Annotated in this window: 14 protein-coding genes and 1 riboswitch; of the genes, 6 read left to right on the forward strand and 8 right to left on the reverse strand. The window is 34.4% G+C overall.

The window, feature by feature from the left end; all coding sequences use genetic code 11:
* Position 1 precedes the first annotated feature (1 nt).
* From GQR94_RS19900 to GQR94_RS19910, 4 genes are read right to left on the reverse strand one after another with little or no spacing between them, the layout of a single operon-like run.
* On the reverse strand, positions 2-205 hold the full coding sequence (locus tag GQR94_RS19900; protein ID WP_158978543.1) for a hypothetical protein: 204 nt from the start codon (positions 203-205) through the stop codon (positions 2-4).
* A gap of 39 nt (positions 206-244) precedes the next feature.
* A complete protein-coding gene (locus GQR94_RS22745) occupies positions 245-502 on the reverse strand; it encodes a hypothetical protein (protein ID WP_233268497.1) in 258 nt (85 codons plus the stop codon).
* Positions 503-505: 3 nt separating this feature from the next.
* The gene (locus GQR94_RS19905; RefSeq protein WP_233268499.1) at positions 506-1045 is read right to left on the reverse strand and encodes an IS3 family transposase; all 540 of its coding nucleotides are present in this window, start codon (positions 1043-1045) and stop codon (positions 506-508) included.
* Positions 1045-1356, reverse strand: a complete 312-nt coding sequence (locus GQR94_RS19910) for a transposase (protein WP_158978546.1) — start codon at positions 1354-1356, stop codon at positions 1045-1047. Before GQR94_RS19910 ends, GQR94_RS19905 begins: the two co-directional genes overlap by 1 nt.
* 298 nt (positions 1357-1654) lie before the next feature.
* On the opposite strand from GQR94_RS19910, the gene GQR94_RS19915 reads away from it, so the two are divergent.
* The 5 genes from GQR94_RS19915 to GQR94_RS19935 all read left to right on the forward strand — a co-directional run bounded on the left by GQR94_RS19915 (position 1655) and on the right by GQR94_RS19935 (position 8623).
* Positions 1655-2176, forward strand: coding sequence for an RNA polymerase sigma factor (locus GQR94_RS19915; RefSeq protein WP_158978548.1), 522 nt, complete (start codon positions 1655-1657; stop codon positions 2174-2176).
* Between the two features lie 37 nt (positions 2177-2213).
* Positions 2214-3122, forward strand: a complete 909-nt coding sequence (locus GQR94_RS19920) for a FecR family protein (protein ID WP_158978550.1) — start codon at positions 2214-2216, stop codon at positions 3120-3122.
* A 31-nt stretch (positions 3123-3153) separates the two neighbouring features.
* The gene (locus tag GQR94_RS19925; RefSeq protein WP_158978552.1) at positions 3154-5649 is read left to right on the forward strand and encodes a TonB-dependent siderophore receptor; all 2496 of its coding nucleotides are present in this window, start codon (positions 3154-3156) and stop codon (positions 5647-5649) included.
* A gap of 167 nt (positions 5650-5816) precedes the next feature.
* Positions 5817-7271 (forward strand): vanadium-dependent haloperoxidase, encoded by a 1455-nt coding sequence (locus GQR94_RS19930; RefSeq protein WP_158978554.1) that lies wholly within the window; start codon positions 5817-5819, stop codon positions 7269-7271.
* Positions 7272-7414: 143 nt separating this feature from the next.
* Positions 7415-8623 (forward strand): cytochrome-c peroxidase, encoded by a 1209-nt coding sequence (locus tag GQR94_RS19935; RefSeq protein ID WP_233268500.1) that lies wholly within the window; start codon positions 7415-7417, stop codon positions 8621-8623.
* Positions 8624-8676: 53 nt separating this feature from the next.
* On the opposite strand, the gene GQR94_RS19940 is transcribed toward GQR94_RS19935, so the two are convergent.
* The 4 genes from GQR94_RS19940 to GQR94_RS19955 all read right to left on the reverse strand — a co-directional run bounded on the left by GQR94_RS19940 (position 8677) and on the right by GQR94_RS19955 (position 12187).
* On the reverse strand, positions 8677-8880 hold the full coding sequence (locus GQR94_RS19940; RefSeq protein ID WP_158978556.1) for a hypothetical protein: 204 nt from the start codon (positions 8878-8880) through the stop codon (positions 8677-8679).
* Between the two features lie 72 nt (positions 8881-8952).
* Complete coding sequence (locus GQR94_RS19945) at positions 8953-10284, reverse strand: leucine-rich repeat domain-containing protein (protein ID WP_158978558.1); 1332 nt, start codon at positions 10282-10284, stop codon at positions 8953-8955.
* Positions 10285-10399: 115 nt separating this feature from the next.
* A complete protein-coding gene (locus GQR94_RS19950) occupies positions 10400-11179 on the reverse strand; it encodes a hypothetical protein (protein WP_158978560.1) in 780 nt (259 codons plus the stop codon).
* Positions 11180-11284: 105 nt separating this feature from the next.
* Complete coding sequence (locus GQR94_RS19955; protein WP_158978562.1) at positions 11285-12187, reverse strand: hypothetical protein; 903 nt, start codon at positions 12185-12187, stop codon at positions 11285-11287.
* Between the two features lie 380 nt (positions 12188-12567).
* Positions 12568-12665, forward strand: a riboswitch (SAM-I-IV-variant riboswitch).
* Positions 12666-12713: 48 nt separating this feature from the next.
* Here GQR94_RS19955 and GQR94_RS19960 point away from each other — a divergent pair.
* Positions 12714-14015, forward strand: a complete 1302-nt coding sequence (locus GQR94_RS19960) for a Na+/H+ antiporter NhaC family protein (RefSeq protein WP_158978564.1) — start codon at positions 12714-12716, stop codon at positions 14013-14015.
* The last annotated feature ends 75 nt before the right edge of the window (positions 14016-14090 follow it).

The raw sequence follows: 14090 nt of genomic DNA on the forward strand, positions 1-14090 counted from the left end.
ATCAATTAATTTTTATAACGATCTCTCGCACGGTTCCTAAATCTTTCTTTTTGTGCTCTTTTAGAAACATAACTTTGAAATCTTCAATGGCTTCTAAAAATTCTTGCTTGGAATAATTATTATCATACGGCGAAAAATAATAATAGTATTCCTCATTATATAAGTCTATTAATGGTGCCATTAACCTATGAATCCCAGAATTCATTTTTCTATTGACGAGTTCCTCATGGCTTAGCACCGCTCCTTACGTATTATATACCGTATCCGTTTTTTTAATAGATTCCATATAAGGATGCTTAGCCATGCTCTTTTTCTTATATTCTTTTTTTAGTATTCCATGATAGGCTTCTATATGCGCATTTTCTTCTGGTGTGGCTATATGTGTAAATTCTTGCTGAACCCCAATTAGTCCAAGATATTCACGTACATTATTTGCAATAAACTGACTACCGTTGTCACTTCTAATAACGACGTTATCAGGGTATTGGTATTCTGCAAACAACTCTTATAAAAACGCTATCACCTTATCCTGTTTAATAGAAAAAGAAAAATAGTCTTTTAATATTCTACGAGTATGTACGTCTATGATGGATAATAAATAAGCGTTTTTACCCACATTAGGAATCCATACCATCTTTATATCCATCTCTAAACATTCCATTGGTCTTGAGGTATTTACTTTTCTGAATTTTACAAATTTACGCCCAGAACCACTCCTGTTTATCCGATTCTCTAGTTTTAGCATTCCCTGTTCTTTCATAATTCTGTAGAGCTTTTTATGATTAATCAGGTATGCTTCTTTTTTTAAGTAAGAAGTCATTAATCGGTAACCACAATCTATAAATTCATGACTTAAAATCTCTTTTATAGAAGCAATAACAGCGTCTTGATTAACCCAACCTCTAGATTTATGATAGGTGAGTTTACTAGGAGTATTACCCTTTTTACCAAAACTGGGAGTACGGTAATAGCTACTATGAACCATCCCTACCATATTAATTATGTTGGTTTTACTAATTTTATGCTTGCTATAAACAGCATTCACTAAATCTTTCTTGGATCGGACGTTCCAAACTTTTTTTTTAAAAGTTCTCGTTGTACTTCTAATTCAATTTCCTTATTGCTTAGAAGCTTACATAGTATTCGGTTTTCTTCTTCTGCCTGCTTGTGTTCTTTACTTTTAGTATCATAGATGACTTTTAAGCCTGCTTCTCCTTGACTCTCATGTTTCTTCTTCCAACTATAAAAAGTACCTGTACTAACTCCGTATTTACGACAGGCTTCTATGATGCCGATTTCTTCTGAACTAGAGAGAATTTCTAACTTCTGATCTAAGGTCCATTCCTTGTATTTCATATCTCAAATATATTAAGTTTGAAATTTAAAAGATCACTCCGAACTTATTAGGGGCTAAACTAGATTTAGCAACATCTCTGGTGCTATTTTTTATAATAATTGAAGTTTATTCAAAAATCAATTGTTCTTTTTTACAATCAAAACTGCAGCAAATAAATTAGTTTAGCATATTAAATATCATAAAAACTACTAGGAAACTATAGGTTTTTTATTTTTGAGTATCTTGCAGATAAATGGGTAATAGCTACTTTTGTGGAAATACATTTACAATAGGTCTTTTATAATTTAATATTAAAGAATGGGTCAAGAACCATCGGTTTGCGAAGAGAGCGTTTATAATAACATTTATCGAACCCATGCAGAAGGTTTGCGAAATTATCTTTACTATAAGTTTGGTGATATGCAGCGAGCAGAAGATATTGTACATGATTCTTTCGTTAAATTGTGGTCTATATGTAGTACGGTGGTTTATAAAAAAGTAGCCAGTTTTCTTTATAGTATTTCACGAAATCTAATGATCGATACACTACGTAATAAGAAAGTTGCTTTAAAATTTGAGAAAGGATTGGTTAAGGAACAAGATAATGAAGACCCATATTTTAAATTAAGAACAAAAGAGTTTAGATTAAATCTAGAGTCCGTAATTTCAGATTTACCAGAAAAGCAACGCGAGGCTTTTTTAATGAATAGAATAGAAAAGCTTACTTATAAAGAAATAGCGATAAGACTAGAAGTTAGTGAGACAGCGATAGAAAAACGAATTTCTAAAGCATTGATAAAATTGAATTCGATTACAGAAATTAAAGATTTTTCTATTTAGCAGGTTGGTTAAATAGTTTTTTAAACGTACTACTAGTATGAGCAAGCATTTAGAAGATAAAAATTTAATTGCCCGTTGGATGGATGATCGTTTAAGTAACGAGGAGAAAGAACAACTGAAAGAATCGGGTGAACTAGATGCGCTTAAAACTGTAATTGATGATATAGATACCTGGAAGGTAAAACCATTTAATCTAGATGCAGGCTTAGCCAGGTTAACGGAAGAGAATAAGACAGTTGTTCCATTAAAAAAGAGCAATAAAAATTGGCTACATATTGCCGCAAGTGCAGCTATATTACTTTCCTGTAGTTTGGTTTGGTATTTAACGACAATTAGTTCCACTACTATTGCTACAAAAATTGCAGAGAGTAAAACAGTTGAACTACCAACAGGTTCTTTGGTTGAATTAGATGCTGCATCAAGTATAACATTTAATAAAGATGATTGGGAGGACAGAAGAATGCTTACTCTTTCAGGTCAAGCATTTTTTAACGTAACTAGCGGTGCTCCTTTTGTAGTGAAAACTCCCACGGCACAAGTTTCTGTGTTAGGTACGCAGTTTAATATAAGCACACAAGAGGAACAGTTTTCGGTATACTGTTATGAAGGTAAAATAGAAGTTTCGTATAAAAACAATTCAGAAATTATTACGAAAGGGCAAAGTGTATTTTTAGTAAATGGCAAACTTAAAAAAGATAAACACGAATATTTAAGTCCGGAATGGATGAATGGTTTAAGTACCTATGATAGAACTCCGTTAAAAACAGTTGTAGCTGATGTGAAACGCTATTATAATGTAGAGGTTAATCTTCCTAAAAAGTATGATACACTTCAGTTTACAGGTACAATAGCGCATAAAGATTTGCAACAAACTTTAAACACCATTTTTACCACAATGGAAATTAAATACGAGCTTCAAGAAGATAATACCGTTATTTTTGAATAGTATTGAACGTATAAAGCATAATATGAGACCCATGTATAAGCATAACAGAACATTACTTCAATTTCTTGTTCTTAGTTGGTGTTGTATTTTTTTTCCTTGCATATCATTTTCTCAAAACGGTCCTACATTAAAATTAGTAGATTTTTTAGACGAATTAAAAGCCACTTATAATGTAGATTTTATCTATAACCACACACTTTTAGATCAAGTTATACTTCCCTCCTCTTCACATGATTGCGAATCGTTAGAAAATTGTTTAGCGAATATAAATGAAAAGGCTCCTATCAAATTTATTAAAGATGGAACCAACTCATATATGGTAGTACCTATTAGAAATGATATTTCATTTAGTGTTATAGATGCAGAAAATAGTGAAGCTATTCCTAATATAACCATTCAAATTAATAAGGGAGAAGAGCGCTTTTTGTATCCTATTAATTCAAGGTATACGATCAAGAATATATTCGCATTAGATTCAGTTTATATACGTGCTTCATTTTATTCCAAATTAGATATACTAGCTTCTGATTTGAGGGCATTAAAAACACCTGTGCGCTTAGAACCTGCTATGATTCATTTGAATGAAGTTCAAATAACCGATTATTTGACAAGGGGCGTTAATGCTAAGATTAGTGACAATACCTTTCATATATATATGAGGTCATTGGGTTTACTAGCTGGGGAAACTGATGGTGATGTTTTCAATGTGGTTAAAAATATACCGGGAGTACATACGCCAAGTGGTAAACCTGGTAATTTAAATTTTAGAGGAAGTACATTTGACCAATCACTTATTGAAATTGACGATATTCCCATTTACCATAACGGGCATTTTTATGGCGCCATAGCACCTTTTAACCCCACAATAGTTAACGAAATTGAAATTCAAAGAAATACCCTTTCTGCAGAATGGGGAGGTCGTGTTGGGGGGCTAATTCATATGACCACAAGCAATACTGTACCGGACTCCACTGAATATAACGTTCAAGCAAATACAGTATATGCAGGTGCTACGGCAAAAATTCCTATTTTAAGAGATAAGCTTGCTTTATATGTAGCCGGTAGATCTAATTACCCGAGTATTAATTCTCCAAAACTTACCGCCTTTTCTAATCTTAATTTTCAAGGTAGTCGTTTAGAAGATGTTGCAAATAAGGTCAATAGCGAAAATTTTAAAGTTGGTTTCTATGATATCAATTCAAAATTGGTTTATGATATCAATGAGAATCATAAAGCCACAATCAGCTACATCAATATTCAAAATATTTTATCGGCAACCTTAGAAGATTCTGAGGATAAAGACATTAAAGATTTCAGGGATTTATCATTGAATAATTGGGGAATGAATATTAAATGGGAAGGCACCTTGTCGGAGAAACTCAAAGTCCAAGCACGAATCAGTAAATCGTTATTATACATAGATAACAAAAGTGAAGGATTTTCAGCATCTGAACGTTCAAGTTTTGAAAAATACGCTAACACTATTGATGATACACGTATCATAACAGAAATTCAATTACAGCTAAACGAAAATACTGAACTAGAAACCGGATACACTTTAACCGATTATAGTCTAAGGTTCGATGAGCGTAATGATGAGAATAATGTAGACAATCGTAGAGATCAAGATGCATTAACTCATAGTGCTTTCTTATCTATTAATAAAAATTGGAACGATAAGATAACAGCTAATTTTGGTATGCATACCGATTATTACGAACCTAATAAAAGGTTTTATGCAGACCCTAGAATTTCAATTAATGTTAGAACAAGTAATGCCCTTTATTTAAAAACTTCGGCAGGTCGATCTCATCAATTTATTCAAAAAAAGATTCGAGACGATTTTGATGATTTTAATAACCAGACCCAGTTTTGGTATCTACCTGATCAAACTACTTCAGTACTTGAGGGTTACCAGACTATGTTAGGTGCCTTGTACAATAAATCAGGTTGGTTAATAGATTTTGAATTGTATAGTAAAAGTACCAACAATGTAACTTTACAAACCAATACGAGCTCCCTCCAAAAAGGAAAGTTGAAAAGTATGGGTGCTGATTTGTTTGTAAAAAGGAGATGGAACAATTTTGAAACCTTGTTTAGTTATTCGCTAAGTGATGTAAATACGGACTTTGATGAAACCTTGCCAATATTTTTTGATCAACGCCATATTTTGCATGTTACGGGTTTATGGCATTTAGATCCTTTTAATTTGTCGGTAACCTGGGGCTATTTTACCGGTATGCCGGTAATTGTACCAGATTTTGATAGTGATAGCTCAATTTCACAAAGCGATTTGGATATTGGCTATACCAATCGTTTCCCTAATATGCATCAATTAGACCTATCAGCAACATATGAATTCACAAATGCTAAAAAAGGTTGGAAGGGCATTGTAGGGTTGTCATTTGTGAATCTTTATGACCAAGATAATATCGTAAACATATTTCAGAATGAGCCACCGGTAGATAACCCCTACCGCAGAACTATAGGCTTCGCTCCTAACCTACAACTTAGCATACAGTTTTAGGTGGTCTACTAATATTAAAACACCATTTAATCTTACCGCTTTATCAGTATTCTAACAACTATTTTAATTTATTTTTAAAATAAGGGTTGGGTAGATTCATAAGCAAAACGTATTAAGGAAAAGGCAAAAAATAGCCTTCTATAAACATTAACCTTAATGCGAAAATTATGAGAAATTTTAATATAGGATGGGTGCTACTAATTTTATCTGTCATATTAGTACAGTCTTGTGCGAAAGATGAATTAGATGTTTTGGAAATTAGCGAGACGGATACAGATGATTTTGAAACCGTAGCTCAAGATTCCTTAACCGCTAGAAGACAGAACGATCGCAACAATGGTTTAAACCCTTCAGAAGAGACCGTGCAGCTTATAACGGATTGGAACGATCTGTGGTTAGTATTAGATCGTTACACTAACGGTTTAAGACCAAACACTACGGCAAGAGCACTTGCTTATATTCATTTAGCTGGTTATGAAACAACAGTTGCTGATATGGATGGTTATGGATCAACCAGAAATCAATTGCAAGGTTTTAATCTAGACCAAAATGATAGGGCTGCTAATGTTGATAGAAATTTAGCACTGAACACCTGTTATGCTTTGGTATTTGATCATTTTATGCTCAGTGTATCCAACAATGCTAAAGCCGGTATTGCTACTTTAGAAAATGAAATGGCAGAAGAATTATCTGAAAATTTGTCTCAAGAAGAAATAGAAGATTCTGAAGAGTGGGGAACATTAGTAGCGGAAATGGTCATTGCCTATAGCCAAACGGATAATGAAGCTGAAACCCAACAATTAGACCCCAATCCGGATTCTTATGTGGCTCCTGTGGGTGAGGGTCTATGGGCGGCATCTGAGGGAGAAACCGCATGGTTTCCTTATTGGAACAGGGTACGAACTTTTGTAATTTCTCCAGAACAGACTTCTAGTACACCACCACCATTCTTGCACAATGAGAATAGAAATAGTGGATATTACAATCAAATGGATGAGGTAGAAAATACTGCAACCACGGCCCGATTAGAAGATAATGAAGATTTATGGATTTCAGAATTCTGGTCAGATGATGTAGAGGGTTTGATGATGAGTCCTCCTGGACGTCAGTTTTCAATAGCCAATCAGCTTATAGAACAAGAAGATTTAGATTATGAAGAAACCTTAGAATTGTTGTTGCGATTAGGTTTTGCTATGAACGACGCAGCGGTTTCGGCGTGGGATGATAAATATACTTACAACACGGAGCGTCCAAGTAGATATATTTTAGAATATATAAGCGACGATTTTCAAACGAATTTAGCACGGTTTATTTCATCTCCAAACCCTGCCTTTCCCGCTTATCCCTCAGGGCATGCAACCTTTGCAGCAGCGGCATCGGGAGTATTTATGGACATTTTTGGTGGTGATGCAATCAATTTTATAGATAGAACCCATGCCGGGCGATCAGAATTTAGAAGCGATTCTAGAAGTTTTAATTCTTTTTCTGAAATGGCAGAAGAAAACGGATATTCAAGAATACCATTAGGTGTACATATACAAGCTGATAGTGATGAAGGTGCCCGTTTAGGATATGAAATTTCAGCAGCAATCAACAACTTCAGTCTTTCCCCAAATTTTTAGCATAAACTTTTGATTGTAAAGGTTTCGCCATTGCTGGCGAAGCTTTTACAATTATAAAACATCTACCCTTCCAAAATTTAAATGACCTGAATGACAAGAAACTACTTTTTAATTTTTATCAATCCTTTTAAAATCAATTTAATATGAAAAAGTATGTTATCACCTTATGTCTAATGACATTTTTAATTATTTCCTGCGCTAAAGATGAGTATATAGAAATTCCTGAAGCTGAGGAAGTAGTTTTGATTGAAGATGAAAATGAAGTTGATACCACGGTAGAAGAAGAAATATCAGATATTGTTGAGGTAGACGATTCCATTCTAAATCTACCAGATTCACCTTTTAATTATGCCAACATACTTTTGCCAAATTTTTTCTTGGATAATGAGGTAGGTGATGAGGATAACACTCCTAATAATAACACGACTACCGATGACGGTGCAACATTAGGTAGGGTGCTATTTTACGATAAAAACTTATCTATGAATAATACCATTTCTTGTGCTTCATGCCATATACAAGAAAACGGATTCTCTGACCCGAATGCATTAAGTATAGGATTTGACGGTGAATTAACCTCAAGAAATTCTATGGGGCTGGCAAATGCTAGATTCTATGCAAATGGTAGATTCTTTTGGGACGAAAGAGCGGCAACCTTAGAAGCCCAAACATTAGTGCCGATACAAGACCTTGTAGAAATGGGGTTGACATTAACTGAATTAGAAGCCAAATTATCGCAACAAACCTATTATGCTACTTTATTTACAAATGCTTTTGGCGATGAAACGATTACAAGCAATCGCGTGGCATTGGCACTATCACAATTTATAAGATCAATGGTTTCTTACGAATCTAAATTTGATGAAGGGCTAGCTCAGACCCAAGATATAGATGACAATTTCCCCAATTTTACGACATCTGAAAATAGAGGTAAGCAATTGTTTATGAGTAATCAAACGCGATGTTTTGATTGTCATGCTACTAATGTATTTGTAGGAGATGACGCAAGAAACAATGGATTGGATGCTACCATAACAGATTTAGGTGTCGGTGGTATTACAGGAAACAACAATGAGTTAGGTGAATTTAAAGTGCCATCATTAAGAAATATAGCCTTAACTGGACCGTATATGCATGACGGTAGGTTTGAAACTTTAGAAGAAGTTGTTGAACATTACAATAGCGGTGTACAAGACAATCCTAATTTAGATAATAGATTAACCCAAGGTAATAATGTTCGTCGATTAAACTTGTCTGAGGCGGATAAACAAGCCTTGGTAGATTTTCTAAATACTTTAACCGATGATACGTTTATTAACGACGAGAAATATGCCAGTCCGTTTTTGGAATAATTATTATCATACGGCGAAAAATAAAAATAGTATTCCTCATTATCTAAGTCTATTTACGGTGCCATTAACCTATTAATCCCTGAATTCATTTTTCTATTGACGAGTTCCTCATGGCTTAGTACCGCTCCTTCCGTATTATATATCGTATCCGTTTTGTTAATAGATTCCATATAAGGATGCTTAGCCATGCGCTTTTTCTTATATTCTTTTTCCCTAGCTGACATTTTATAATCTGCCAAAAGACGGTATTTTTTCATAGTTTCTGGTGGGAATACTGAGTCATAGAAATATCCTTGAATTAGTTGTACCCTACCGTTATCTAACACCACCTAGTACCCTAAACTCTTGTCGTTCAATAGTTCTATAAGTGCCTCTGTTTTAGATTGTATGTTAGTGTATGAAGGAGCATACGGGTTTGTATACACCTCTATATTAGGACTAATATGTGCTTCTAATAAGTTTAGATCATTGGTATACACCAAAATTGTCTTGTTATTTTTAAGGATATGATCTCGTTGCAACTCATAGCTAGTCACCACCTCATTATAGGCTTCTACAGCTTTATTATGAGCTTCTATGATAGGATCTTTTTTACGTAGCACTACGGTATAAAACACTATTCCACCTAAAAAAATTATTCCTCCAATAAACAGTGCTAACGTACTACAGCCGCTATTCGTCTCAGAACCAGCAGTACCTAATTCTGAAGCCATTGAATTATTCGGTGGAGATTCAAATATATCTTCTAGGTGCTTATATTCTTCTGATTCAGGATCTTCTTCTTCCAATTCATCCTCATCAATACCCGGAAAAGCGTTCTTGAGGAGTACTTTAGTTTCTTCCGTGTATAAATTGCCATTGAACCAAATTTCCAAACTTTCCCTATTTAATCTAAAAAACGAACTTGGGAAGCTGCTTATCTTATTATAACTAAGGTCTAGAAAAGTTAAGCTATGCAGCAAACCAATTGTACTTGGTAGTTCTTGCAGGTTATTGCCATCAACACTTAACCACTCCAATCTTCTTAGCTCACCAAAAGATTCCGGCAGGTATTTTAATTGACCATTTCCAAAATTGATTTTCTCTAATTGATGGAGTTTACCAAAATTTTCAGGTAAATACTCGAAGCAATTGTCCGCTGCCCATAGCTCCTTTAAATACCTCAAATTAGCAAAATTTGCCGGTAGGCTTTCTAACTGATTACCATCTAAAGACAGTACTTCTAAGTATTTGATACGCGTAACTACTTCTGGTACCTTCTTTAATTTAAGACTAAAGATTGCTAAATCTCTTAACGCATAGAGTTTATCAATCCACTGCGGGAATTCAACTAAAGGGTTAGCACCAAAACCCAATTCTTTTAAGTTTGTTAATGCACTGAAAGATTCAGGAATAATTTCTAACTGATTTTCTGAGAGCGAGAGTGTTTTTAAATACCTAAATTGAAGCAAGAATTCAGGAACACTAGTAAAATTGTTGCCGCGAAGATGTAAAACTTCTAAATATTTCAGTTCCGTAATAAAATCTGGCAACTCTGTGAGTTGATTATCACTTAGATTAAGTTCTCTTAATTTAAGATTCTTCAGAATACTTTTCGGTACTTCTTTGAGGTTTTGATTGGATAAATCTAGAACATCTTTCTTTTCCTTTTCGTAGGCCATGTAGTTTGGTAAATGCTATAGGATATAGTACGAATTTAAGGAATTAAATTTTGGTATTATGCTTAGATTTATCGGTAGCTCAAATAAATCGAAGTCTTTTATTTGATGCGAATGATTACAATACCGCTCCCTTGTCTAACCAACGTTGCAAAAGAGCATCGTTATGAGAAATAGGGACCAAATGAAATTTAGAAAATCGCTTGAAAACTCTCGATTCTTCTAGTGTTTCCATACAAACAGATACTGGAGAAAGATAGTTGGAATGGATTAGAAATAATTTGCCGTCACGCTTTAACAGATAGCCAACATGCCCTTCATCAAAACCTATAAAATAGAGGCCTTCTTCCGTTAATCCATCAATCTCTGCAAACGCTTTTTCTGGTGTATCTTGATCAACGTTGTGAATTATAGCTCCACAACTAATCATTTTAGCCTCATCAATAGGAGATTTTTGAGCCAATGTATACCGATTGATATTTATACCCATATCGCGTAAGGTGGTAGATATAAAATAGCCACATGCAATTTTACCTTGGTTAGGTATTGCGGTATGACCTCCAAAACTCCAAGGAGTTCCGTACCAGTGCGGTATGATCTGATCTACTAACTGATTGGCAAAAGCTATTTTAATTGTCTCAAGAGAAATAGTACCTAAACGAAGTTCTTCTTTTAAACGCAAACGAAGCTTACCCGCATCTACTTTAGAGCTGGCATAAGAAACAGCAATACTATCTGAATCTGTTTTAAACTCAAAGGCTAAACTCTCCTTAAAACTCCTATTTCTCGCTATTGGAAAGGGCTTTTCAACAGTAAAGCTATAGGCTTCCACATTTTCTGCTTTGGGCGGTAAATCGCTTGTAAGACCAAAAGAAAGGAGTAAAGAGAAAAATAGCATGAATTTTTTTAGTGTATTAAGAGTTAGGCGATGTTTTAGTAACGTATTATTTAAGAGGAAATTACATTGAAAATGTTAAACTTTTGCTTTACTCCGTAATGCCCTTTAAATACTAAGGTTCACGGCCCACCAAACTTCATAATCCTGGGGTACTAAAGGTCGGTAGCTTTGAAAACCTTGATCGGCAATTTTAAGTCCGACAATTTCATTTTTATCATCCCGTACATAACTTATAAAAACAAACGAATGTCCATAAGGGTCTAGTTTTTTAACGTCTACGCCTTTTACTACTAGTTCATAGTCTTCCTTATAACGCCAAACTTGCACGAGTGCTCCAGGTCTTAATTGGCCACTCCAGATTCCTGAAGTATCTACCAATGTTCCCATACCAGCATAAGCAATAGCACCAGCGTTGCCTTTACCTCTATATTCTTCTGGAAGGCTTCGCCACTCCGGTTTTGTATCAGAAGCGGAAACGTAAAGCAAATCAAATACCTGTTTAGATGTGTAGCGTTTTGAGGCCATATGGTCTGGTAAATCTTGATAAGGCAAATGACCATGAACTTCTTTGTATGCTTGTTCAAAACGGTGTTTGCTTACAGAAAGGCAATGTCCTCCAGGCTCCTTATTCTGGCTGGTTAGATAATTCTCTACAATTTTTTCTGCAACTGGACTTTTAATTTCTAAAATATTAGGCCTTGTAAATTCTGGAATTAGAACAGCCTCCGGCAAAATTTCGTTCGCTTTAGTAATAGTGCCTTTGTGTATTATGGAATCTAATGGATGAAGTGGAACTGATGTTTCTAGTTCAAGTTTCAGGTTAATATTGGTATGGTCATCAAAACCATATTTCTGTTCTGAAGTTCTTGTCGTATTTTGATGAGAACCTGAAGAATTTTTTCCCTGTTTAGTCTGTTTGGTAGCCGTACACCCCAATAGCATGAGACCTATAAAAGCGAAACCAATACTAGATTTTTTTAGTACTATTTTTAAAGGGGTACTTTTCATTTCTTAAGCTTGTATGTACCTTATTTGTTGGTTTAGTAAAAATTACTAACACAACTACAAAGGTAACACAATTACAGAATTTCAAGGAGCGCAAATTGACTTAAAAATCTATGAATAGATAAGGAATACAACTTGCTTTTATTCAGGTGCGCTACCCATTTTCTCGTCTCCTAATTGCTACTTTTCATTAAAGGTCATTACATGCAACTTATTTTAAAATACAACACAAAAAATAGGTCGGGAAATTGGTCTAGAAATCCACTTTCAAAAAAAGCTCCTTCTGATTTATAGAAAGCTACCCAACCTATAAAAATTTTATATACAAATTAACGTATTTTAAGAATTGTCTATCGCATTAAAGCTTATTTTTGCCGCCTTAAAATAATTATCAAGAATCTCAAAAAAGGAGATAGCAACCTGCAATAACGAGCAAGGTGCTAAATAGATAAGCCAATTATTTGGAACAAATGTTAATTCATATTTCTATTTATTTGCTGCTATTTCCTTTTTTAAAGTATACAATAAGATGGCACATAAAAAAGAACGTATTCCAAAATTTTCAGCACTAATCCCCCTATTCGTATTCGTTTTTACGTTTTTAGGTGTTGGAATCTATCAAAATGATTTCTATGCCTTACCTGCTCCTATAGCCGTTATTGTAGGTATTATCGTTGCATTTTTACTATTTAAACAAACGATGCAATCAAAAATAAATACTTTATTAAAAGGCTGCGGTGATGATAAAATATTAACCATGTGCCTTATCTATTTATTGGCGGGTGCATTCGCAGCGATAACTAATGAAACAGGAAGTGTGGCTGCCATCGTAAATCTTGGTTTGGATTATATTGCGATTCAATATATTTATGTAGGCATCTTTATTATTGCCAGCTTCCTATCGGTTTCTACGGGAACTTCTGTAGGTGCTATTGTGGCATTAGCGCCCATTGTGGTAGGTTTTGCTGATAAAAGTGGTGCAGATTTAGCTATTTTATGCGGCGCATTATTAGGAGGTAGTATGTTTGGTGACAACTTATCAGTTATATCAGATACTACCATAGCCGCAACACAATCACTAGGCTGCAAAATGAGTGATAAGTTTAAACAGAATATTAAAATTGCCGTCCCTGCAGCGCTATTTACAATTGCTATTTTAGTTTTTCAGGGATTGGGGTTAAAATCTGACGAAACAGAAACCGTTGCCTATAGTTATTCTATTGTGAAAATTGTTCCCTACTTGCTCGTAATTATTCTTTCTATTGTTGGTGTGAATGTATTTGTAACCTTACTACTAGGTACTATTTTCGCGGGACTTTTAGGAGTTCTTTATGGCGATTTTACATTGATCGCTTCTACAAAAATTGCGTACGTTGGTTTTACAAATATGACCGAAATCTTCTTATTGTCTTTGCTCACCGGAGGATTAGCGGCATTGGTTGAAAAAAATGGCGGTATCGATTTTATATTAGTCAACATTAAAAAAAGAATTAAAAACAAAAAATCAGCCCAATTAGGAATCGCAAGCTTAGTGAGTACTATAAATATGGCTATTGCCAATAATACCGTATCTATTATTATTGCTGGGCCTATTGCAAAAACTATAAATGACGAGTATGCTTTAGATAACAAAAAAACAGCTTCTATTTTAGATATATTTGCTTGCATTGTGCAAGGCTTGTTGCCGTATGGTGCGCAAGTATTGATGATCCTTAGTTTTTCAAAAGGAAGAATAGATTATTTAGATTTGGTAGCTAATACCTGGTACTTATTATTGCTATTTATCTATACCATAGCTTTTATAAGCTTTAGACCTTTACAGAAAAGATAGTGATGATGGGCTTCCGCTACGCTTTGAAGATTGGTTGTGATCACTACACAAAAAAAACCGTATCTTACCCTTTGT

The organism is Cellulophaga sp. L1A9 (assembly GCF_009797025.1).
Lineage (GTDB): Bacteria > Bacteroidota > Bacteroidia > Flavobacteriales > Flavobacteriaceae > Cellulophaga.